The organism is Sphingobacterium sp. FBM7-1 (genome assembly GCF_020687765.1).
GTDB lineage: Bacteria > Bacteroidota > Bacteroidia > Sphingobacteriales > Sphingobacteriaceae > Sphingobacterium.
The window spans coordinates 189691-211148 of sequence record NZ_JAJEWJ010000004.1; the positions used below are offsets into that span (position 1 = coordinate 189691).

Consider the following 21458-nt stretch of genomic DNA (forward strand, 5'->3'; position numbering starts at 1 on the left):
ATTATGGCGCGCTAGATATCTCTTCTGCTTCTCCGTTGGTTATAGGAGCATCCTCTTCTTCTAGGACTGACGTTTCTTCTTTTTCCGCTGGACTGACGGTTTCTTCGAAGTCTTCTACGATATCATCGGTAATTTCAGTAGAACTTTCGTCGGCAGCACTTTCCGTAGGAGCTGCCGGTTTTTCGACTTCTCGTTTCCGATTCATCATATCCTCTTTCGATTTGGGTCGGTCTTGGGGCCGCCAGACGAATCCGGGTAAGACTTCGTTTTCTTGTGTTACTTGGCTGAATGGGTAAAGCTTTTGGTCGACTTTTCGAATCGTGATGTAATCAATAATTTTATTGCCATCCATTTTAATTTTGATACGGGCGCCGCGATCGTGGAACATTTCCGTGATTCGCTTCGTCTTGTCGTTGGTAGCAAAGGTCAAATTTTCCGCATTCCCATCTACGTAGAGCCGATCGATCGAATTGTTTGCGAAAAATGCGGTGATCTTTCGTCCTTTAAGTTGGTTGAACTTGACGGTATCCAATACGGCATTGACCATAAAGGCGTTGTTAACCAATAAGGCGTTATCTAACCGCTGGTTTTGGATTTGCATATAAATCGTATCCGAGGATATCTGAGATCCTTCGGCCCAAATCATAGGTCGGCCCATAAATCGAAACATCGAATCGGCCATCCCGTAATAAACGGAATCGGCGACAGCCTGCAAATCAGATTTAAATAATCGAACATTATAATAGGCTTTTACAATACGCGTGCGCGCGGTGTCTAGATAGGCTTGGTTTGTGGTGTCCTTGAAGGTGGTATCCGGCGTTTGCGCAACGGTAATCGCTTTATTGATCAAGCTGTCTGCGGTTGTTGCAACCGGGATCACGGCCTCTTGTCGCAAGATAGAATCTTGTCGCATGCTTCGCGTAATATCTGTCCGAGCGGGTTCATTAATAGCCGCTGTTTTTTTTGGCGAAGCAAGCGGACTCACCTTTTTTGCTGGGGTTGGGCTCACGATAGGGTCTTGCTCGCTGGTGGTTTCAAGGGGAGGGGTATGGACGCTGTCTATCGGGATACTGTCCAGTTTTATATCCTCCATTAAAGTGTCTATAGAGACATCATTGCTGCGGTCGTTAATCGAGTCGGCTGCTGCAATCAGTGTTTCTTCCGTGTCAAGATCTGGGTCGTCGGATCCGTATTCTTCTTCATCGTCTCCGTAGTCGACATCGTCGTATACTTCTATTTCTCCGCCGTCTCGGTTCAGCTTAAGATCCAAGGCCTGATAGTCGCGCAACATAATCATCCGAGAATAGAGCGTGTCGGCCGTCATATAAACCGAATCTACGTTTGCGGTATCCCGCGGGAAAGCCGTTTGCGTGGAGTCCGTAGCGGTTAATAGCTCGCTATCGGCCGTGGTATTGCTCTCCTCTTGTGGGAGTGTTTCTTCTTTGAGATGCTCTTCCTCTAACTGCCGCTCGTCGGGTGGCGCAGCTATTTCTTGTTCGGTGTCTACGGAATCTGTTGGAGCAACCATCACGCTATCTGGAGGGGTGGAAGTGGAGTCGTTTTCTACTACCATGGTAATAAGCGGTTTGTCTGTCATGGTGATGGATTCATCCGCTTGATTATAGAGGCCATATCCGCCGTAAGCATAAAATTTATCCAAAGTGTCGACAAATACGACATTTCGATAAGCTTTTCCGAGACCGGTCGCCCTATCGTAATAAAGACTGTCACCCTTTAGAAAACGGGTGCCTTCCGTGTAAAGATTGTTTTTCGAAAAGTTGGCAACCCCCGTTTCGGTGTTATAATTGCCTTTCTCGGTATAAAGATTCTCACCGCTATTCCCTTTGATATTCGTCGGCCCGAAGAAATACGTCATGCGTTGGGTCGAGTTATAACGCATGGTATCGGTGTAGATTTTTACATCAGGTGTACGCACCACTACTTGATTGCGAAAATAAGCATCTTGGGTGCTCTCAAAATAATAGGCATTGCGGGAGGTAATCGTATCCGCCTTGGAGATAATCCTGCCTCCACCCGTGTAGTTGCCGATTTTGTCACGCATCTTATAAATAAGATGATTTGTTGTTAAGACCGAATTATTGTCTACCATACGGACATTATTGGTTAATGTCGCGATTTGGGGAGCGGCGTCATAATGAAGCCGGTCTGCATAAATAATCGTTCCTGAGGGTTGCGTAATCACGACATTCCCAAAGGCTTCGAAGAATTGTCGACCAACCTCGTCCTCATAGATAATACCACTGTCTGCCGACAAGGTATTCCCTTTGTGCGCATAAACAGGTTGAATACTGCTAAATCCCTGTTGATCGATAATGGTACTATATCTCGACGATATAAGACGTAGCTCTTCCTGGGCGAACAAGGAAGTGAACCCAAGTAGGCTAAAAACAAGTATAATACAGTATTTCACAAAGGCAAAAATAGCTATTTATCTTCTTTTATCCATGAGTGTCTATTTATAGTTGTATGGATGAGCACTTCGTGGTTTCCCGTGAAAAAGAAGCAAAACCGAACAAAGTGAGCTCATGGACACCAAAATGAGCACTTGTCCATAAACCTCGCCGCTTCGAATGTTTTATATTTGGGATAGTACTAAGGATGAGTTTGTACAGTTATAAAACCCAGCATCGAGAATAGTTCGGATGCAGCATTAGCATTTAAGAATGGGATAATACAATTGCATGAACCCTTCTTTAACTTTTTAGGTCGCATCCAGATATTTGAGGTCTGTAGACACCCATCCTTAGCACGATCTCTTTTTCTCAAATATCTGAAGCGACGCTTTTTTGCACAACTTTTTTCTAAAAAAAGTTGTATAAGAAAAACATCTATTAACTTTGATCTATGGATTTGGTCAGTCGCTTTCAATGCTATGTAAAAGAAACCCTGGGTATACAGAAGGATGATAAGCTGTTGCTGGCCGTTAGTGGTGGTCGGGATTCGATGTTGATGGCGCACCTTTTTTTGGTTAGCGGCTATGCGTGTTTTTTGGCACATTGTAACTTCCATTTACGGGAGGGTGATGCTGATTTGGATGAGGAACTGGTAAAAGCATTCGCCCTACAACACGGGGTGCCTTTTTTTGTGCAGCATTTCCAAACGACCCATTACGCGCAGCAATATGGTCTGTCCACACAGATGGCAGCGCGGGAGTTGCGTTACGCCTGGTTTGAAGAGCTTCGTGTCCAGCAGGGGGCACAATGGGTCGCAATTGCACAGCATCAGGATGACCATATTGAAACGGTTTTGCTGAATCTGACAAGAGGAACAGGCTTGCAGGGTTTGCAAGGTATTTTACCGAAACGGGATAGGGTTATTAGGCCGCTATTGTTTTTATCGTCTGCAGAGGTAACGCGTTCCGTACAGCAATTAAATATTCCTTTCCGCGACGACCAATCAAATTTTTCTACGAAATATGCACGAAACAAAGTGCGCTTGGAAATTATGCCTAGGTTTCGAGAGATTAATCCAGAATTCGATCAGGTTATGGCGGCAAACATCGTGCATTTTCAAGAAACCTACGAATTACTGCAGTCTTTCATTTTACCTATTCGCGAAGAGCTTTTTATAAGGGAGGGTGATTTGATTCGGGTGAGGCGGTCTAAAATGGAATCTTATATTTCTCGCCTACCGATATTATTTGAGCTGTTCAAGCCTTATGGCTTTGCGAAGAATATTTTGGCTGATCTGCAAGCCCATTGGGAAAGTGAACCCGGGAAAGTTTTCCATTCGCCCGGATATGAACTATGGTTGGATCGAGACGATCTTTTGCTGAAGAGGAAAGAGGAAAATCCTGCAATGTCTGCTCGTCTGGAAATATCGACGGGCACGCGGTGTTTTTCTTTTGCAGACAATCAGTTTGAAATGACAGTGACGGATGCTGTGACGCTCTGTCGCGCGGAAAATGTGTTACAGGTGGATATAGGGAAATTGCAATTTCCGTTGCTGATGCGTTTTTGGGAAGTGGGTGATTATTTTTGCCCGATAGGGATGGGGGGAAAGCGAAAAAAATTAAGTGACTACTTTGTGCAAAGGAAGATAGGACGATATGATAAAAAACGGATTCCAATTTTAGTGAACGGGAATGGGGATATTATTTGGATTGTAGGGTATCGGGCAGATAATCGATACCGTATGACGGAAAGTACAAAAAAAGTCGTTACTTTAGTTTGTAAATAAAAGCAATGAGTGGGAACTATCTTTTTCTAGAAAAGCAATATTTGGGACGCGATGCTACCTGGATTAGCGTGCGGATGATTTTGGCTTTATTTTGTTTCATAGCTTATTATTTGAACCTAGAGAATTTGCCGTCTCGGCAGCTCTTTTTTATCGTTGGCACAGGGGTGATCATTGTTTCGGTTATCATGATTTACATGGTTCATTATAAAACCACCGTAGAGGGTAAGTTTTTGATATTAAGTGGGCTTTGGTCATCCAAGTTGGTTAAAATCGACCTGTATAATATTGCTAAGGTAGAATTAAGACCCTATAGTTCTTTTGTCGTCAACAACCCGGTTTATAACTTGCATAAAGGAGGGAAAATTCGTTTTTATTCGGGCGGTAAAGATGCGGTGTGGCTAACCGACAAAGAAGGATTGGTGTATATCATCGGTTCACATCGGGCGGAGGAATTGGCCCGGGCGGTGATGGAAGCGAAGCGGAAATTGAATGCTTAAATTTTGTTAAGATCGCTGATGCTGACATTCTGTTGACGGTGAGAAAAGAATAAAATTGCTAAATTTGATAAAAACGTAGAAAAAATACATGGAATTACTTAAAATACTTGCGATATTTTTGCTTGTCTTTTATGGATTAAAATATCTATTTCGTCTGCTGATGCCTTTTGCTTTGCGCAAAATGACAGAGCGTCTCATGCATAAGGCCCAACAACAGCAACAGTCAGCAGGAGGACGGCGGGCATATTATTATACTACTGGAGGTGGTCCTTTTGATCAATTTAAGCAACAAACGCCTCCCAAGACAGAAGGGGAAGTTCGGGTAGATTATGTGCCACAGGATGAGTCTAAACCAAAGAAGGGAACAGAGACTGCCGGTGAGTTTATCGACTTCGAAGAAGTGAAATAATCGTTGAGATTTACGGCATGTGGTTGAAACAACTTTCTGTTTTCAATTTTAAGAATTATACAGAATCTTCTTTGGAATTTCTGCCGCAGATAAATGCATTTGCCGGCGCAAATGGGGCGGGAAAGACCAATCTGCTGGATGCCATCCATTACCTCGCTTTATGTAAATCTTATTTTAACCCAATAGATTCCCAGCATATCAAGAAAGGGTTTGACTGGTTTATTGTGCAGGGAGAATTTGAACGCGACCAGATACCTGATGTTATCTCGTGCAGTCTGAAGAAAAATCAAAAAAAGCAGTTTAAAAAAAATAAAAAGGACTATCAACGTTTAGCCGATCATATTGGTTTGTTTCCGTTGGTCATGATTTCTCCGAATGATACGGTTATTGTGACGGAAGGGAGCGAAGAACGTCGTAAGTTCATGGACAACGTTATTTCTCAAACGGATAATCATTATCTGGACATTCTTATTCAATACAACAAAATTCTTTTGCAACGAAATACGCTGTTGAAGCAGGTGAAGGAAAAGGGCGTATTGGATTTAGGTCTGTTAGACATTTTAAATTTGCAGTTGGTTGAGGTAGGGGAACAGATCTTCGAAAGGAGGAAGCTGTTTATGGAGGAATTCTTGCCCGAATTTACGCGATACTACGCTTTTTTAACCGATGGAGCGGAGGAGGTTTCGTTGATGTACGAGTCACCTTTAATGGGGAAAGATTTCGAAAGGTTACTACTGGATAACTTAGAGAAGGACCGACTATTGGAACGTACTTCACAGGGGATTCATAAAGACGACCTATTGTTTGCCATCCATGATGGTATGGCACTTAAAAAATTCGGTTCACAAGGCCAACAAAAATCATTTCTCATCGCGCTCAAATTGGCACAATATAGCTTTCTCCGAAATAAAAAGAAATATAAGCCTTTGCTCTTATTGGATGATATCTTTGATAAGTTGGATGTGTATAGAACCAGAAAGCTGATGCAGCTCGTTTCAGATGACGAATTTGGGCAAATTTTTATTACGGATACAGATGCGGCGAGAATAAAAGAAATTTTTGATGAAATAGCACAACCAATTCGTATTTTTGAGGTAAAAGGGGGATCAATACATGTATAAGAAGAAATTAGATGAAATTCCGACCAGAGATGATGTTGGGATTAAGGAGGTTGTTGAAAAATGGATTGAAACCTATCGTTTACGCGCTAAATACGATGAGTCTTCTATCGTCAAAGCATGGCCCGATATTATAGGAAAAGCTATTGCCAATCGTACACAGCGAATTTATATTCACGATAAAAAATTATTTGTCAAGGTAGAGTCTGCTGTGATCAAGAATGAACTCGCGATGATGCGCCGTCAGATTATCGGTCGGGTGAATGAATACGTAGGACACGTGATCGTAGAAGAATTCGTTATCCTATAAAAAGGCTTCGAGATCGCCTTTTCCTTCCCGTATCACGTCAAACTCTCCGGAAGTAAGATCCACGACGGTAGACGCGACGTTATCGCCATATCCGCCATCAATGACCAGGTCTACCAAGTCTTGATATTTTTCATAAATCAGTTCGGGATCGGTAGAATATTCGATAATGTCGTCTTCATCCCGTATGGAAGAAGTCACAATGGGATTGCCAAGCTCTTTGACGATTTCTCGTACAATATTATTGTCGGGGACACGTATACCCACCGTTTTCTTTTTTGTGCTCAATAGTTTCGGTACTTGGCTGCTGGCATTAAATATAAAGGTGAATGGACCCGGTAGCGCTTTTTTCAATATACGAAACACAGCTGTATCAAAAGGCTTGGTGTATTGCGCGATGTCGGTTAAATCGTAACAAATAAAAGATAGGTTAGATTTTTCTGGTTTAAGTCCTCTGATTTTACATACACGTTCGATGGCTTTCTGATTGGTGATATCACAGCCTATCCCATATACGGTATCGGTAGGGTAGATGATAACACCTCCTTTTTTTAGGATATCTACCGCTTGTTCGATAAATCTAGCATTTGGGTTTTCTTCGTGTATTCTTAAAAGCATCTTAAATAAATAAAGTATTAAAAGTAAAACCGCCGAAAGTTGAAAAAGTTCGGCGGTTTGTTTCGTTTACTAAAACTCAGCGTTTTTCGGTGTCCTTGGAAATGGAATAACGTCCCGGATATTGGTCATCCCGGTTACAAACAAGACCAAACGTTCGAAACCTACCCCGAAACCGGAGTGTGGGGCGGACCCGAATCGACGGGTGTCTAAAAACCAGTCCATTTCTTCCTCTGGAATGCCGACCTCCGCCATGCGGGTCAACAATTTTTCCAAATTTTCTTCCCGTTGCGAACCGCCAACCATCTCGCCGATGCCCGGAAATAGAATGTCCATCGCACGTACGGTATGGCGACCCTGTTCGTCTGGCGCGTTCTGTTTCATGTAAAATGACTTGATCTCGCGTGGATAATCCGTTAGAATCACCGGTTTTTTATAGTGTTTTTCTACGAGATAGCGTTCGTGCTCCGACTGTAGATCTGCTCCCCAGTCATCGATGAGATATTTAAACTGTTTTTTCTGATTGGGCTTACTACGCTTTAGGATTTCTATTGCTTCCGTATAAGTGACGCGTTCAAAGTCGTTCTCGATAACGAAGTTCAGCTTTTCAACGAGATTCATCGCTGACCGCTCGTTTTGTGGTTTAGATTTTTCTTCTTCTAATGAGCGGTTTTTTAACAACTCAATCTCTTCGGAACAAGTCGCTAAGGCATATTGGATAACATATTTGAGTAGATCCTCCGCGAGATCCATATTGTCTTCGAGCTCATAGAAAGCCATCTCTGGTTCAATCATCCAAAACTCCGCTAAGTGGCGTGTCGTATTGGAGTTTTCTGCCCGGAAAGTGGGGCCAAAGGTATAAATGTTTCCGAGCGCCATAGCTGCCAGCTCGCCTTCTAATTGACCCGATACGGTAAGATTTGTCTGTTTCCCAAAAAAGTCCTCTTTATAATCAATCTCACCTGTTTCGTTCTTTGGGGGATTCTTCAAATCTAAGGTTGTGACTTGGAACATCTCGCCAGCACCCTCGGCATCAGAACCGGTAATGATAGGCGTGTGCATGTACACAAAATCGCGTTCGTTAAAGAATTTATGGACGGCAAATGCTAAGGCATTGCGCACTTTGAATATCGCATTAAATGTACCTGTGCGAAAACGTAAGTGTGCGATTTCGCGCAAAAACTCTAGGCTGTGTTTTTTCGGCTGTAGGGGATATTTTTCGGGATCTGAATCACCTAAAACGGTTAGTTCATTCACTTTAATTTCTACGCGCTGCCCTTTACCTAAAGATTCCACAAGCTGACCTTTTACCCGTATTGCTGCACCGGTTGTCACGCGCTTCAGTAGCGCCTCATCGGTGTGTTCGAAATCTACGACGGCTTGGATATTGTTGATAGAAGATCCGTCATTAATAGCGATAAATTGATTGTTACGGAAAGTACGTACCCATCCTTTTACAATGATTTCTTTGCCGAATTCTTCTGACTTTAATAATTCTTTTATCCGTGTGTGTTCCATTTTATCAATATTTTATTTATTCCCCTTTTTTCTTGACAAAAAGATTCTCTTCATTTTTTCCTTGATGAAAATATCTCTTCATTTTTTCCTTGATGAAAATATCTCGTCATTTTCTAATGAAAATATCTCTTCATTTTTTCCTTGATGAAAAAACGAAGCAAAAAAATCAAGGCTTAGTATTTTTTCGCTACCTTTACTTGTCTATTCCTAAACAAAATAAACTCGCTGTCGCTCAGACAAATTTTGTTTTTAACGGAATAGTCTGCGTAAAGCTGGCCGCGAAAAAATACAAGGCCGTTTTCATCCGCTTAATCGCTGTTTGCTATTGATCGCGTTGGCTTCCGCTTAAACGGTGCTCGGGGAAGCGCCTGTCTCACTCCTAAACTACAGGGTGCTACGCTCTGCACGATCCCCTCCTAACCTCTAATGTCGCCTCAAATTTTGTGTTACGGGCTGCACGATCCCCTCCTTAACCTCTAATGTCGCATCCAGATTTTGTGCCACACATAGCGCATCCTTGTTAACTTCTAATGTCGCCTCAAATTTTGTGTTACGGGCTGCACGATCTCTTCCTTAACCTCTAATGTCGCATCCAGATTTTGTGCCACACATAGCGCATCCTTGTTAACTTCTAATGTCGCCTCAAATTTTGTGTTACGGGCTGCACGATCTCTTCCTTAACCTCTAATGTCGCATCCAGATTTTGTGCCACACATAGCGCATCCTTGTTAACTTCTAATGTCGCCTCAAATTTTGTGTTACGGGCTGCACGATCTCTTCCTTAACCTCTAATGTCGCATCCGGATGTTTTACAACTGCACAAATCCATCCTTAGTACTATCCCAGATGTAAAACATCCGAAGCGACGATTTTTTCGTTCTTTTTTCTAAAAAAAGAACATAAAAAAAAATTAATAAAAAAAACCGGTTTTCGAAAGGAAACCGGCTTTTTATAATATACCTCTTATTATCCTTTCAGCACTTTCGTTACCAATTCTGCTGCTTCTTTTAATAAGATAGCAGAGTAAACCTGTAGGCCGGATTCGTCAATTAATTTTTTAGCTTCTTCAGCATTTGTTCCTTGAAGACGAACGATGATAGGTACTGGAATATTTCCAATTTCTTGATAAGCATCGATTACACCTTGTGCTACGCGGTCACAACGTACGATACCACCGAAAATATTAATCAAAATAGCTTTTACGTTCGGGTCTTTTAAGATGATGTTAAAACCGGCTTTTACGGTTTCCGCATTTGCAGTACCACCTACGTCAAGGAAGTTAGCTGGTTCACCGCCGGCAAGTTTGATGATGTCCATGGTCGCCATGGCTAAACCGGCACCGTTCACCATACAACCTACGTTACCATCTAATTTTACATAGTTTAAGTTGGATTCTCCTGCTTCGACCTCTGTAGGATCTTCTTCTGCGAGGTCTCGCAAAGCTGCATAATCTGCATGACGGTATAGCGCGTTTTCGTCGAAATTAACTTTTGCGTCTACCGCAAGGATTTTGTCATCCGACGTTTTTAATACTGGATTAATCTCGAACAACGATGCGTCAATCGTATCATATGCTTTGTACAAAGCAGCGATGAATTTTACCATTGCCTTGTGTGCAGCACCAGATAACCCTAGGTTGAAGGCGATTTTACGGGCTTGAAAACCTTGTAAACCTGCTTTAGGATCAATCTCTTCTTTGAAAATCAAGTGTGGTGTTTTTTCGGCTACTTCTTCAATATCCATACCGCCTTCGGTAGAATACATGATGATGTTCCGTCCTGTTGCACGGTCTAGTAAAACAGAAACATAAAATTCTTTGATTTCATTCTCTCCAGGATAGTATACATCCTGTGCCACCAAAACTTTGCTTACTTTTTTTCCTTCCGGACCTGTTTGAGGCGTAACCAATTGCATGCCGATAATGTCCGTTGCACGTTGCAATACTTCATCGTGGTTTTTTGCCAGCTTCACACCGCCACCTTTACCGCGGCCACCTGCATGGATTTGAGCTTTTACAACAACCCAGTCCGAATTAAGATCTTGTTTCAAAGTCTGTGCGGCTTCAACAGCCTGCTCGGGAGTTTCTGCAAGGATTCCTTCTTGAACGCTTACGCCAAAACTTTTAAGTATTTCTTTTGCTTGATATTCGTGAATGTTCATCTTAAAAAATTTGTCGTAAAATTATGGTTTTTAAATGGAAAGGGCAAGTAATTATTTTTTCTTTGTTACCTTCGCACTATGATATTGGAAGCAGTCCAGATATATAAGTCCTTCGGCCAGCTGCCGATTTTACGGGGCGTAGATTTGTCGGTGGAAAAAGGCGAAATTGTTTCCATCGTCGGGGCATCCGGAGCTGGGAAAAGTACGTTATTACATATCGTTGGTACGTTGGACAGACCCGATAAGGGGCAGATTACTATCGCTGGTACAGACATAAGCGCTTTGAACGAAAAAAAAATGAGTTTATTCCGGAACAAGCATATCGGTTTTGTGTTCCAGTTTCATCATTTGCTGCCCGAATTTACGGCGCTCGAAAATGTATGCATTCCAGCGTTTATTAACCGTACCGGAAAAAAGGAAGCAGAGCGACGCGGGATGGAACTTTTGGAACGACTCGGTGTCGCGCATCGCGCGCAGCACAAGCCCGGGGAAATGTCAGGAGGCGAGCAACAACGTGTTTCCGTAGCACGCGCATTAATCAACCAACCGGCTCTTATCTTAGCAGATGAACCCTCTGGTAATCTTGACTCGGAAAATGCGGCTTCGTTGCACCAATTGTTTTTCGAGCTACGGGCGTCTCTCGGACAAACTTTTATTATCGTGACACACAATGAGGAACTGGCTAATATCTCGGATAGAACGGTTCATATGCGTGACGGACAGATTCTTTGATTATACAGGATGGAAACTATTTTAATCACTTACGGTACCCGGCCTTTTGCGCAGCGTGTGGGTAGGATGTTATCGTCGCATTACCAGCTGGCTTATGCTAGTTCGGAGCCATTCCCTGAAATATTACAAAAGCAGCATTATCATCGTATTCCTACCGGGTCAAATCCTACGTTTGCACATGAGGTGTTAAAGCTCTGTTTAGATAAGGGCTGTCACATGGTGCTGCCCTTGGGGAAAATAGAGTTGCGACCGCTGCATGAAGCGCGAATTTTATTCGAAGAATATGGTATCACCGTGTTGATGCCGGACGACGTCGCGAGCTATTTTTACGTAGGAGATCCATCGGAAGAGGTGCGTATAGTTCAGGCAGGAAAAGATGTTTTGACGGATGCGGTAGTATGCAAAAGCGATTTTTCGGGAGCAGGTATATTGTCTGACTCGGGTGAAAACCCGCTATTGTGTGTGGTTTAGATGATGCAGCACGAAACTTTTTCTTTTGACTACTCCGCATACGTTTTTGAAATTGACGACGTATTATATCCTAAGCAAGATTACTTGTTGCAGGTTTATTATTTATTTGCCAATTTCGTGGAATATACGGAAGGACGATCCTTGGCTAAAGATATGATCGGTTTTATGAAGGAGGCTTTAGAAAAGATCGGAGAAGAGGAGGTGCTAGCCGAAACCTTCGCCCATTTTGGTTTGCCCGACAACTATCGGGAAAACTTTGAGCGCCTGAAAGCCAATGCACACCTTCCTTTAAAACTTATTTTGAAAGATAGTACCAAAAATTTAATACAGACTTTATTCGAAAGGAAAAAGCAAGTGGGTATTCTTACGGATGGGAACCCGGTAGAGCAATTAAATAAGCTCAAACACATCGATTGGCAAGAATTAACATCGTTTTTGCCTTCATTGAAGGTGTTTTTTATTCAGGAACTGCGGTTTCGTAATATCCAGCCTATCGATTTTCTCAAAGAGGAGTATCGGCTTTCGGCAGACGAAATTATGATTGTAAAATAAGAGAGCGGGGCATTAACCTCGCTCTCTTATTTTACAATGCTATTTGTTATAAATGGATAACTTCATCATAGGCTGCGGCGGCAGCTTCCATGATCGCTTCACTCATCGTAGGATGCGGGTGGATAGCTTTGATCATTTCGTGTCCTGTAGTTTCTAGTTTTCTGGCAACCACAATCTCTGCAATCATTTCCGTCACGTTGGCGCCTATCATGTGTGCTCCGAGAAGCTCACCATATTTCGCGTCGAAAATCAATTTGATAAATCCATCTTTCGCACCTGCTGCCGAGGCTTTGCCGGAAGCCGAGAAGGGGAATTTACCCACCTTAAGTTCATAGCCAGCTTCTTTAGCCGCTTTTTCGGTATAACCCACAGAGGCGACTTCTGGAGAGCAATATGTACAGCCCGGAATATTGTTGTAATCGATAGGTTCTACGTGTAGGCCTTTGATTTTCTCCACACAAGTTATTCCTTCGGCCGAAGCGACGTGAGCGAGAGCTTGCCCCTTTACAATATCGCCGATGGCATAAACGCCATCGATATTTGTTTTGTAAAAATCGTCGACCAACACGCGGCCTTTATCTGTTTTTACGCCTACTTCTTCTAAGCCTAAATTTTCGATGTTAGGACTAATACCCACCGCCGAAAGAACAATTTCTGCTTCAAGCGTTTCTGTGCCTTTTGCGGTTTTGATCGAAACTTTCGATAAATCACCTTTGGTATCTACCGATTGTACTTCCGATTTCGTCATAATCTCGATACCCACTTTCTTGAGTGATTTTTCGAGTTGCTTGGAAACTTCTTCGTCTTCCACCGGAACAATTCTATCCATGAATTCTACGATCGTAACTTTAGTGCCCATGGCATTGTAGAAATAAGCGAATTCCACGCCGATCGCACCAGACCCTACTACAACCATTGATTTAGGCTGTTTAGGAAGATTCATTGCTTGACGGTAACCAATAATTTTCTTGCCGTCCTGTGGTAAGTTAGGAAGTTCACGTGAGCGGGCACCGGTTGCCAATATAGTATGTTTGGCCGTGTACTCTTTTGTCGATCCGTCTGCACCCTTGACGTCTATTTTACCGCCTTTTTTAATTTTAGCAGTACCCATAATGACATCAATTTTGTTCTTTTTCATCAAGAACTGGATGCCTTTGCTCATGCCATCTGCTACACCACGACTGCGTTTTACAACAGCCCCAAAGTCTGCTTCTCCTCCTTGCACTTTAATGCCATATTCTTCAGCATGATTTAAATACTCAAATACTTGCGCACTTTTTAAAAGTGCTTTGGTCGGGATACAGCCCCAGTTTAGACAGATGCCTCCTAATGCTTCCCGTTCTATGATCGCTGTTTTAAAACCCAATTGAGACGCACGGATGGCAGCAACATATCCTCCTGGGCCACTACCGATTACTATGATATCGTAGTTCATAATGTGTATTTGTTTTGTAACGTATTCATCACACAATGTGTATTCCGAGTACGCATTTAATTTAAATTTTTTTCTAGTATAAAGACGCTGCTTGTTTAGCAAACGTTCCAAAAATACATATTTTTTTCCTTATCAAACAACGCTTTTCTGGCTTTCGCTAATAGAGAATTGGCGATATCCTTAGTAACATGTCAGTATTTGGTCAATAGATGATAAAAATTGAGCGCGAATAAGCTTTTGACTGTATGTTTGTGAAAACTTTTAATCGTTCACTATGTTACGGATTTTTCAGCAAATAGCCTTGTGGGAAGCTGTTTCCACCGTTATCCTTTTTTTTGTGGCCATGCCGCTTAAATATCTGGCCGATATACCGGAGGCCGTCAGAATAGCCGGTTCTATCCACGGGTTTTTAGTCGTGCTGTTTGTCATTCTTCTGGTGATGTGCTGGAATGAGTATAAATGGCCTTTTAGTCGCGTGATGAAATATTTTTTTGCGTCGTTGATTCCGATCGTATCCTTTTGGATAGAGCGCGACGTTAAGCGCCAGATCCACGCTCAAAAGACAACGGGTACTTCACTTTAGTCTTATTGCTTATCCGGAAAGGAGTCTATGCTCATGTAAGCATAGGTAATCTCTGTCTTTCCGTGGGGTAGAGGATTGCCGTCCTCGTCCAGATTGACGAATACAAGTTTGTCGATCGAAAGTATGGTTTTTCGGGTAATCTTGTTGCGGACTTCACACCGCATGGTGATGGATGTTGTGCCGAAATGTGTTGCCGTGATGCCCATTTCTATAATATCGCCTTGTTTAGCAGAACTTACAAAATTGATTTCGGAAATGTATTTCGTTACAACATGAGGATTGCCCAATTGTACAATTGCATAGATTACCGCTTCTTCATCTATCCAACTTAACAACCTGCCACCGAATAGGGAGCCATTGGGATTTAGATCTTCCGGTTTTATCCATTTTCTAGTGTGAAAATTCATAATGTTAATCATTAATTGAAAAAGGCAAGATAATCATCTTGCCTTTTATGCTATACTATATTAAGCATGAATTGCTCGGTTTGCCGTAGCTGCTAGCGCTGCTTCTTTAATTGCTTCCGTAAATGTCGGATGGGCATGGCATATTCTGCCGATATCTTCTGCCGACGCACGATATTCCATCGCCACAACGGCTTCTGCAATCATATCTGCTGCGCGAGGTCCGATCATATGTACACCTAACACCTCATCGGTCTGGGCATCTGCTAATACCTTAATAAAACCATCTGTGTCTCCAGAGGCTTTCGCACGGCCGGATGCTTTAAACGAAAATGAGCCGCTCTTATATTTTACACCTGCTTCTTTCAGTTGCTCTTCTGTTTTGCCTACGGAGGCTACTTCTGGCCAGGTGTATACCACGCCGGGTATCAGGTTATAGTCGATATGTGGTTTTTGACCGACAATATGCTCGGCTACATACACGCCTTCATCCTCTGCTTTGTGAGCGAGCATAGCTCCTTTGATGACGTCTCCGATGGCGTAAACACCCTCAACTGCTGTCTCTAAATGTTGATTTACAGGGATTTTATTTCCGCGCTCTTCGGTTTTGATGCCGATATTCTCTAAACCTAAGCCTGCTGTATAAGCGGTTCTTCCGACAGCGACAATGCAGTAATCACCCTCGATGTTGACGACTTCTCCTTTTTGATTCTCTGCGGTTACGTTAACTTTTTTCCCTTTTGTGGAAGCACCGGTTACTTTATGTCCCAAAAAGAATTCTACACCTAAGTTTTTCTTTAATACTCGCTGTAGTTCTTTTCCTAGGCCCCCGTCCATGGTGCCTATAATAGATTTCTCAAACTCCACAACCGATACCTTTGCGCCAAGCCTCGCGTATACGGATCCTAATTCCAGACCGATAACTCCACCGCCGATAACAATAAGATGTTTAGGAACTTCTTGTAGATTAAGAGCTTCCGTAGAGGTGATAATGCGCTTTTTGTCAATAGGTAAAAAGGGGAGTGCGGTAGGTTTAGAGCCGGTCGCAATAATCACGTTTTTTGCTTTTAACTCTGTCGAACTACCATCGTTTTTGGTGACTTTGATGGTGTTTTTGTCGACAAAAGAACCTAAACCTTCATAACTGTCTATTTTATTTTTCTTAAAAAGAAACGTAATACCAGCCGTATTTTGCGAAATTACCTCATTCTTACGCTCCATCATCTTTTTGATATCAATTTTGAGGTCGTTCAAACTGATACCATGTGCTCCAAAATTATGAGCCGCATTGTGATAATGCTCGGAACTGTCTAATAAGGCTTTAGAAGGGATACAACCCACGTTGAGACATGTGCCTCCAAAAGTGCTATATTTCTCGATTACAGCTGTTTTTAGTCCAAGCTGAGCGCAGCGAATAGCACTTACATATCCACCAGGACCACTTCCTATAACGATTACGTCGTATTGCATAAAAATAGTATTGTAGTTTCGACCTCAAAGTTAATGATTTAAATAAATTTCAAGGTATTTAATACGTAAAATAAAGTGGCCGCATGCGGGTGACGAAAAAAGCACTTACCCCGGTAAGTGCTTTCTATGCTGTTTACGTTCGTTTAGCTTATTCTGCTACGATTTTACCTTGCATTACCCCAAAGTGTCCAGGGAAACTACAGATATAGGTGTATACGCCCTTCTCCAGCGTGAAGGTAATTTGATCTTCTTCGCCCGGGCCAAGCAATTTTGTGTGTGCAACCACGGAGCTTAGAGAAGTTTTCGGGATATAATCGTTGTCCGCTGCGCCTACAGCTTCCGCGCCAAAAGTAGCTACATCAACGCCTGGCGCCAATACTACTAAATTATGCCCCATTGACTCTTTGGGTAATTCACCTACATTTTTGAGGGTTAGCTGAATTTCTTCGCCCGCTTTTACGCGCAATAGTTCTGTGCTAAACTTCATTTGGTCATTACCTTCCACAACAGGTTGGTTGGAGAGCTCCACATTTTCAATACCAGGTACTGTTTCGGTAGAAGCAGCTCCGGCAGCAGCTGTAGATGTTTCTTCTGTTGTAGCCGATGTGTTATTATTTTCTGAACCACCACAAGCCGCGAACGACAATGCCATGGCAATCGCTGGGAAAACAAATAATTTTTTCATTGTAAAGAAAGTTAAATATAAATTATGTGTATGCTTTTAAACAAATTTAACCAATATTCTTTTATAATCAAGATTTTATGGCCTTTTTGAGATTAGCGTGGCAATTTTCTGATATAGATCGTTAGGATCAAAAGGTTTGCCTATTACGCTATCTGCGCCCGCTTCGTAGGCAGCCGCTTGCTCATGTGGTAATACAGATGCAGAAATTGTAATAATAGGTGTCGCGGCTTTTCGAGGGTTCAGATTCGTTTTGATCGCTTGTATGGCTTCAAATCCGGACATGATGGGCATATGGGTGTCCATCATGATGAGTTGGTAGTCTTGCTGCTCGAGGTATTCTAGGGCCACGCGCCCGTTTTTTACCACATCGACTTCACACCCCCAGCCCTTTAATATGTGCTGGAGCATAAAGCTGTTCAATTCATTATCTTCGGCTATAAGAATTCGTACATTTTCGAATTTTTGAGGGGACGGTGTCGCTCCTTCATCCATCATTTCTTGTTGTTTAAAGTTGTCTACTTTCTCAAAGGTGGCTTGGAACGAAAATGCCGAACCCACCCCATAGGTACTTTCCACGCCTATTTTTCCATGTAATAAATCCGCCAATCGTTTTACGATCGCTAGCCCGAGGCCAGTCCCTCCATGTTTTTTTGTGATGCTATCGTCACCTTGTTCGAAGGCGAGAAATATCTTTTCCAACGCCTCCGGTTTGATGCCGATCCCAGTGTCTGTGACGGTAAATCGAATGGTACAACGGTAGTCCATTTGTTGGATGACACTTACCGCTAAGGTGATCTTTCCGGTTTCGGTGAATTTCAGTGCGTTGGAGGTGAAGTTGTCTATGATTTGCTGGACACGTATAGCGGAACTTTTTATGTACGCAGGAAGTTGGGGGTCTATGATGGTTTCAAAGGCAATGTTTTTGGAGGAGGCCTTTATTTTAAATAGCTTCGCGATATCCAACAATTTTTCGCGGATAGAAAAGGTCTCATATTCTATTTTCATCATTCCCGAATCAATCTTTGAAATATCAAGAATGTCGTCAATAATGAGTAATAATGAGTTTGAAGCACTGTCTAAGCGATTTATCCATTCGCGTTGCTGATGATTTAGGGGCGTCTTTCGGAGAACGTGTAGAATACCTACAATGCCGTTGATAGGGGTTCGGATTTCGTGGCTCACATTTGCCAAGAAGCTTTCCTTAACTTTACGAGCTTCTTCCGTTTCTTTTTTTGCTAGAAGCAACTGTTTTTGCAATTCTTCCAGTGCGACGTTCTTTTCTTTAATCTCCTCTTGTATTTGGGTCTGACGGGCTATAGAGGTGATTTTTGCAAGGGTTATTTCCGGATCGAGCGGTTTGTAAAGGTAATCCACTGCTCCGCTTTTCAGCCCTTTAAGTAGGTCCTTGTCGTCTTTGGAATCCGCGGTTACCATAATCGCCGTGATATGGCTCGTTTGGGAATTTGATTTTAATAGCGAAATGAATTCAAACCCGTCTATTTCAGGCATGTGCACGTCTACTAATGCGATGGCAATATCATCTTGCCAGCAAATTTTCAGCGCTTCGGTCGGATTGGTGGAGCCGATGATCCGGACGTCTTCTAGCGTCGAAAGCAATGCCGACAAACTGATGATGTTTTCCTCCTTGTCATCTAAAATAAGAAGATTAACATGCTTCATACTGATTTATTTTAGCCGTTGAAATACGATATGATTTTCATTACACTGTATTCCGCATCTACTTATTTTTCAGATAAGTTTGCTACTTACAAAAGTAATAATTGACGGATAGAAAGATATAAAAGGAGAAAATAAATTTTGTGGGTTGTTTTTGTGAACAGGGTGCGAGGCTAAATGTGGCAATCTATTATCACTTAGCTTGCGGAAAATGTAAAAATAAATAATATCTTTAATGAATTACTAAAAGAATATAACGTATGGAACCAGAAATTAGCTTAATTTTAATTATCGTTGGAGGCGTTGTCGCCTTTTTCGTATTGATCTATCTATTACCCGTTAATCTGTGGTTTACAGCGCAACTTTCCAATGTAAGGATTAGTCTTCTGAATTTGGTGTTAATGCGTTTGCGGAAGGTTCCGCCTTCCTTGGTGACCAATGCGATGATCACCTCCACGAAAGCTGGATTACACATCTCTACAAACGAAATTGAAACACATTATCTCGCCGGGGGTAACGTCAATAAGGTGATCAAGGCACTTATTTCGGCAGATAAAGCAAATATTCCGCTTGATTTTAAACTAGCTACTGCTATCGACCTTGCCGGCCGGGATGTTTTTGATGCGGTGCAACTTTCGGTGAACCCACAGGTCATCAATACTCCGCCTGTTGCGGCTGTCGCAAAGGATGGTATACAGCTGATTGCGAAGGCAAGAGTGACGGTACGGGCCAATATTAACCAACTGGTTGGTGGAGCAGGAGAGGAAACGATATTGGCGCGGGTAGGAGAGGGAATTGTGACGACCATTGGTTCTTCCACGAACCATAAAGAGGTATTGGAAAACCCTGACCGCATTTCCAAGACGGTTCTTTCTAAAGGGTTGGATTCGGGAACAGCCTTTGAAATCCTATCTATCGATATTGCGGATATTGATATCGGGGAGAATGTGGGCGCAAAATTACAAACTGATCAAGCGGAAGCGGATTTAAAGGTGGCAAATGCCCGGGCGGAGGAGCGTCGTGCGATGGCGGTAGCTAACGAACAGGAAATGCGCGCCAAAGCACAAGAGGCTAAAGCCAAAGTGATTGAAGCCGAATCGCAGGTTCCATTGGCGATGGCAGAGGCTTTTCGAAGCGGAAACTTGGGTTTGATGGATTACTATAGAATGCAGAATATGCAAGCGGACACCGATATGCGTACGTCGATTTCTAAACCTAATCCAGGTGAAAAAGGAAAGTCATAGCTAAAGGATAAAGAAGTTGTTCTTAAAACAAAACCCTGACGATGGGCGCCAGGGTTTGCTACTAACCAATTATAAACCTAAATTATGAAAAGACAATTTTAATGCTGTAATCGTTAAGTGTCTTGATTTGCTCAATGATTACAATACAAAAGTACATCGAAAAATAGGATTTGTCAAGCTTATTCAGCTTATAGTTGTGTTTGCAATCAATATGTGACAAACTTTTGATGATGTGTCATTTTTAGATAAATTTTTGACTGTTATTAATTAATAAATATGGTGCTACGCGCATTTGCAAATATTAAATTGCTGTTTTTGGATGTTGATGGGGTGCTTACAGATGGGACTGTTCTGGTTACGGAACAAGGTGAGCAGTTGCGGAGCTTTTCTATTAAAGATGGGTACGCTATACAGTTAGCTGTAAAACGAGGGCTTCATATTGTTATTATTAGTGGTGGGAAATCAAATGGCGTGTTACATCGTCTTAATGGGCTTGGCGTAACGGCTGTGTTTTTAGACGTAGCCGATAAATTGACAATGATGCAAGAGGTGGTTCGTCGTTATCAGGTCACTTGGTCGGAGACCGCGTTTATGGGAGACGATATCCCAGATTTAGCCTGTTTAAAGCAAGTTGGGTTGCCGCTGTGTCCGCAAGACGCAGTGGAAGAGATAAAAGCGGTGTCCGATTATGTCTCACCGAAGAGGGGCGGAGAGGGGTGTGTGAGAGATGTCATCGAAAAGATGTTGAAACTACAACATAAATGGTATGATGACGATAATATAAAAAGTGTATAAATGTTAATAGAAAGGTTCAAAAATATCCCCATCATCTTAGGGTCTCAATCGCCTCGGCGAAAAGAGCTGCTCGCGAAATTGGGGTTTGATTTCGAAGTTGTGGTTAAAGAAACGGATGAAAATTTTGATGCGCAACAATCACCGCAGGAGATCGTAGAACATATAGCGGTTAATAAGGTTAAAGCTTTTGATAATGTCGCGTTTAGCGATAAACTCGTGATTACGGCAGATACGGTTGTCGTGTGTGGAACGGATATCTTAGGCAAACCCCGTGATGCAGCGGAGGCGTTTGAGATGTTAAATAGATTACAAGGAGGCAGCCATAAGGTGCTGACGGCTGTAGCTTTGCAATATCAGGGAGAATTACGCGCTTTTGTGGAAGAGACTGCGGTAACATTTTATTCCCTATCTGCAGCAGAAATCCATTATTATATCGATCGTCATCGGCCTTTTGATAAAGCAGGTTCGTACGGTATCCAAGAGTGGATTGGGTTTATAGGGATAAGATCCATTACCGGGAGTTACGAAAATGTAGTGGGGCTCCCTACCGCAAGATTGTATCAGGAAATGAAAAGAATATAGGGAG

The 21458-nt window shown here is 42.5% G+C and carries 21 protein-coding genes; 12 read left to right on the top strand and 9 right to left on the bottom strand.

Annotation, left to right across the window (positions count from 1 at the left end; translation table 11 throughout):
• Nucleotide 1 precedes the first annotated feature (1 nt).
• Nucleotides 2-2431, bottom strand: coding sequence for an OstA-like protein (locus LKO28_RS09355; protein ID WP_227694537.1), 2430 nt, complete (start codon nt 2429-2431; stop codon nt 2-4).
• Nucleotides 2432-2865: 434 nt separating this feature from the next.
• Between LKO28_RS09355 and tilS the strand changes: the two genes are divergently transcribed.
• The 5 genes from tilS to LKO28_RS09380 all read left to right on the top strand — a co-directional run bounded on the left by tilS (nt 2866) and on the right by LKO28_RS09380 (nt 6534).
• Complete coding sequence (gene tilS / locus LKO28_RS09360) at nt 2866-4200, top strand: tRNA lysidine(34) synthetase TilS (RefSeq protein ID WP_227694538.1); 1335 nt, start codon at nt 2866-2868, stop codon at nt 4198-4200.
• A 5-nt stretch (nt 4201-4205) separates the two neighbouring features.
• Nucleotides 4206-4697: a hypothetical protein gene (locus LKO28_RS09365; protein ID WP_227694539.1), complete on the top strand. Its 492-nt coding sequence runs from the start codon at nt 4206-4208 to the stop codon at nt 4695-4697.
• Between the two features lie 88 nt (nt 4698-4785).
• The gene (locus LKO28_RS09370; RefSeq protein WP_227694540.1) at nt 4786-5106 is read left to right on the top strand and encodes a DUF4834 family protein; all 321 of its coding nucleotides are present in this window, start codon (nt 4786-4788) and stop codon (nt 5104-5106) included.
• Between the two features lie 17 nt (nt 5107-5123).
• The gene (gene recF, locus LKO28_RS09375) at nt 5124-6227 is read left to right on the top strand and encodes a DNA replication/repair protein RecF (protein WP_227694541.1); all 1104 of its coding nucleotides are present in this window, start codon (nt 5124-5126) and stop codon (nt 6225-6227) included.
• Entirely contained in the window at nt 6220-6534 is a 315-nt protein-coding gene (locus LKO28_RS09380; protein ID WP_227694542.1) for a DUF721 domain-containing protein, read from the top strand. The genes recF and LKO28_RS09380 overlap by 8 nt, the downstream gene beginning before the upstream one ends.
• On the opposite strand, the gene LKO28_RS09385 is transcribed toward LKO28_RS09380, so the two are convergent.
• The 3 genes from LKO28_RS09385 to sucC form a co-directional block, all read right to left on the bottom strand.
• Nucleotides 6529-7149 carry an L-threonylcarbamoyladenylate synthase gene (locus tag LKO28_RS09385; protein WP_227694543.1) on the bottom strand — a complete coding sequence of 207 codons (621 nt, stop codon included), beginning with the start codon at nt 7147-7149 and terminating at the stop codon, nt 6529-6531. The genes LKO28_RS09380 and LKO28_RS09385 overlap by 6 nt on opposite strands.
• A 69-nt stretch (nt 7150-7218) precedes the next feature.
• Nucleotides 7219-8664 (bottom strand): asparagine--tRNA ligase, encoded by a 1446-nt coding sequence (gene asnS, locus LKO28_RS09390; RefSeq protein WP_227694544.1) that lies wholly within the window; start codon nt 8662-8664, stop codon nt 7219-7221.
• A gap of 966 nt (nt 8665-9630) precedes the next feature.
• Nucleotides 9631-10824 carry an ADP-forming succinate--CoA ligase subunit beta gene (gene sucC / locus LKO28_RS09395; protein ID WP_227694545.1) on the bottom strand — a complete coding sequence of 398 codons (1194 nt, stop codon included), beginning with the start codon at nt 10822-10824 and terminating at the stop codon, nt 9631-9633.
• An 81-nt stretch (nt 10825-10905) separates the two neighbouring features.
• Here sucC and LKO28_RS09400 point away from each other — a divergent pair, with 81 nt between their 5' ends.
• The 3 genes from LKO28_RS09400 to LKO28_RS09410 are packed head-to-tail and all read left to right on the top strand — an operon-like array spanning nt 10906 to nt 12579.
• Nucleotides 10906-11556 (top strand): ABC transporter ATP-binding protein, encoded by a 651-nt coding sequence (locus LKO28_RS09400; protein WP_411028040.1) that lies wholly within the window; start codon nt 10906-10908, stop codon nt 11554-11556.
• Between the two features lie 9 nt (nt 11557-11565).
• Complete coding sequence (locus LKO28_RS09405; protein WP_227694547.1) at nt 11566-12027, top strand: hypothetical protein; 462 nt, start codon at nt 11566-11568, stop codon at nt 12025-12027.
• The gene (locus LKO28_RS09410) at nt 12028-12579 is read left to right on the top strand and encodes an HAD hydrolase-like protein (protein WP_227694548.1); all 552 of its coding nucleotides are present in this window, start codon (nt 12028-12030) and stop codon (nt 12577-12579) included.
• A 46-nt stretch (nt 12580-12625) separates the two neighbouring features.
• On the opposite strand, the gene lpdA (LKO28_RS09415) is transcribed toward LKO28_RS09410, so the two are convergent.
• A complete protein-coding gene (lpdA, locus tag LKO28_RS09415) occupies nt 12626-14014 on the bottom strand; it encodes a dihydrolipoyl dehydrogenase (protein ID WP_227694549.1) in 1389 nt (462 codons plus the stop codon).
• Nucleotides 14015-14288: 274 nt separating this feature from the next.
• Here lpdA (LKO28_RS09415) and LKO28_RS09420 point away from each other — a divergent pair, with 274 nt between their 5' ends.
• The gene (locus LKO28_RS09420; RefSeq protein ID WP_227694550.1) at nt 14289-14597 is read left to right on the top strand and encodes a DUF3817 domain-containing protein; all 309 of its coding nucleotides are present in this window, start codon (nt 14289-14291) and stop codon (nt 14595-14597) included.
• 2 nt (nt 14598-14599) lie between these two features.
• Here LKO28_RS09420 and LKO28_RS09425 read toward each other — a convergent pair whose 3' ends face one another.
• The 4 genes from LKO28_RS09425 to LKO28_RS09440 form a co-directional block, all read right to left on the bottom strand.
• Nucleotides 14600-15004: an acyl-CoA thioesterase gene (locus LKO28_RS09425; RefSeq protein WP_227694551.1), complete on the bottom strand. Its 405-nt coding sequence runs from the start codon at nt 15002-15004 to the stop codon at nt 14600-14602.
• 60 nt (nt 15005-15064) lie between these two features.
• On the bottom strand, nt 15065-16471 hold the full coding sequence (lpdA, locus tag LKO28_RS09430; protein WP_227694552.1) for a dihydrolipoyl dehydrogenase: 1407 nt from the start codon (nt 16469-16471) through the stop codon (nt 15065-15067).
• A gap of 148 nt (nt 16472-16619) precedes the next feature.
• A complete protein-coding gene (locus LKO28_RS09435) occupies nt 16620-17156 on the bottom strand; it encodes a plastocyanin/azurin family copper-binding protein (protein ID WP_227694553.1) in 537 nt (178 codons plus the stop codon).
• Between the two features lie 75 nt (nt 17157-17231).
• Nucleotides 17232-18836, bottom strand: coding sequence for a response regulator (locus LKO28_RS09440; RefSeq protein WP_227694554.1), 1605 nt, complete (start codon nt 18834-18836; stop codon nt 17232-17234).
• A gap of 257 nt (nt 18837-19093) precedes the next feature.
• Between LKO28_RS09440 and floA the strand changes: the two genes are divergently transcribed.
• From floA to LKO28_RS09455, 3 genes are all read left to right on the top strand, one after another.
• Complete coding sequence (gene floA / locus LKO28_RS09445) at nt 19094-20077, top strand: flotillin-like protein FloA (RefSeq protein ID WP_227694555.1); 984 nt, start codon at nt 19094-19096, stop codon at nt 20075-20077.
• Nucleotides 20078-20353: 276 nt separating this feature from the next.
• The gene (locus LKO28_RS09450) at nt 20354-20872 is read left to right on the top strand and encodes a KdsC family phosphatase (RefSeq protein WP_227694556.1); all 519 of its coding nucleotides are present in this window, start codon (nt 20354-20356) and stop codon (nt 20870-20872) included.
• Nucleotides 20873-21454, top strand: a complete 582-nt coding sequence (locus LKO28_RS09455; RefSeq protein ID WP_227694557.1) for a Maf family protein — start codon at nt 20873-20875, stop codon at nt 21452-21454.
• Nucleotides 21455-21458: the final 4 nt, after the last annotated feature.

Bases quoted from the DNA above. Each gene is read 5' to 3' on its own strand.
- tilS (WP_227694538.1), top strand. From the start codon at position 2,866: ATGGATTTGGTCAGTCGCTTTCAATGCTATGTAAAAGAAACCCTGGGT.
- LKO28_RS09365 (WP_227694539.1), top strand. From the start codon at position 4,206: ATGAGTGGGAACTATCTTTTTCTAGAAAAGCAATATTTGGGACGCGAT.
- LKO28_RS09370 (WP_227694540.1), top strand. From the start codon at position 4,786: ATGGAATTACTTAAAATACTTGCGATATTTTTGCTTGTCTTTTATGGA.
- recF (WP_227694541.1), top strand. From the start codon at position 5,124: ATGTGGTTGAAACAACTTTCTGTTTTCAATTTTAAGAATTATACAGAA.
- LKO28_RS09380 (WP_227694542.1), top strand. From the start codon at position 6,220: ATGTATAAGAAGAAATTAGATGAAATTCCGACCAGAGATGATGTTGGG.
- LKO28_RS09385 (WP_227694543.1), bottom strand. From the start codon at position 7,149: ATGCTTTTAAGAATACACGAAGAAAACCCAAATGCTAGATTTATCGAA.
- asnS (WP_227694544.1), bottom strand. From the start codon at position 8,664: ATGGAACACACACGGATAAAAGAATTATTAAAGTCAGAAGAATTCGGC.
- sucC (WP_227694545.1), bottom strand. From the start codon at position 10,824: ATGAACATTCACGAATATCAAGCAAAAGAAATACTTAAAAGTTTTGGC.
- LKO28_RS09405 (WP_227694547.1), top strand. From the start codon at position 11,566: ATGGAAACTATTTTAATCACTTACGGTACCCGGCCTTTTGCGCAGCGT.
- LKO28_RS09410 (WP_227694548.1), top strand. From the start codon at position 12,028: ATGATGCAGCACGAAACTTTTTCTTTTGACTACTCCGCATACGTTTTT.
- lpdA (WP_227694549.1), bottom strand. From the start codon at position 14,014: ATGAACTACGATATCATAGTAATCGGTAGTGGCCCAGGAGGATATGTT.
- LKO28_RS09420 (WP_227694550.1), top strand. From the start codon at position 14,289: ATGTTACGGATTTTTCAGCAAATAGCCTTGTGGGAAGCTGTTTCCACC.
- LKO28_RS09425 (WP_227694551.1), bottom strand. From the start codon at position 15,004: ATGAATTTTCACACTAGAAAATGGATAAAACCGGAAGATCTAAATCCC.
- lpdA (WP_227694552.1), bottom strand. From the start codon at position 16,471: ATGCAATACGACGTAATCGTTATAGGAAGTGGTCCTGGTGGATATGTA.
- LKO28_RS09435 (WP_227694553.1), bottom strand. From the start codon at position 17,156: ATGAAAAAATTATTTGTTTTCCCAGCGATTGCCATGGCATTGTCGTTC.
- LKO28_RS09440 (WP_227694554.1), bottom strand. From the start codon at position 18,836: ATGAAGCATGTTAATCTTCTTATTTTAGATGACAAGGAGGAAAACATC.
- floA (WP_227694555.1), top strand. From the start codon at position 19,094: ATGGAACCAGAAATTAGCTTAATTTTAATTATCGTTGGAGGCGTTGTC.
- LKO28_RS09450 (WP_227694556.1), top strand. From the start codon at position 20,354: ATGGTGCTACGCGCATTTGCAAATATTAAATTGCTGTTTTTGGATGTT.
- LKO28_RS09455 (WP_227694557.1), top strand. From the start codon at position 20,873: ATGTTAATAGAAAGGTTCAAAAATATCCCCATCATCTTAGGGTCTCAA.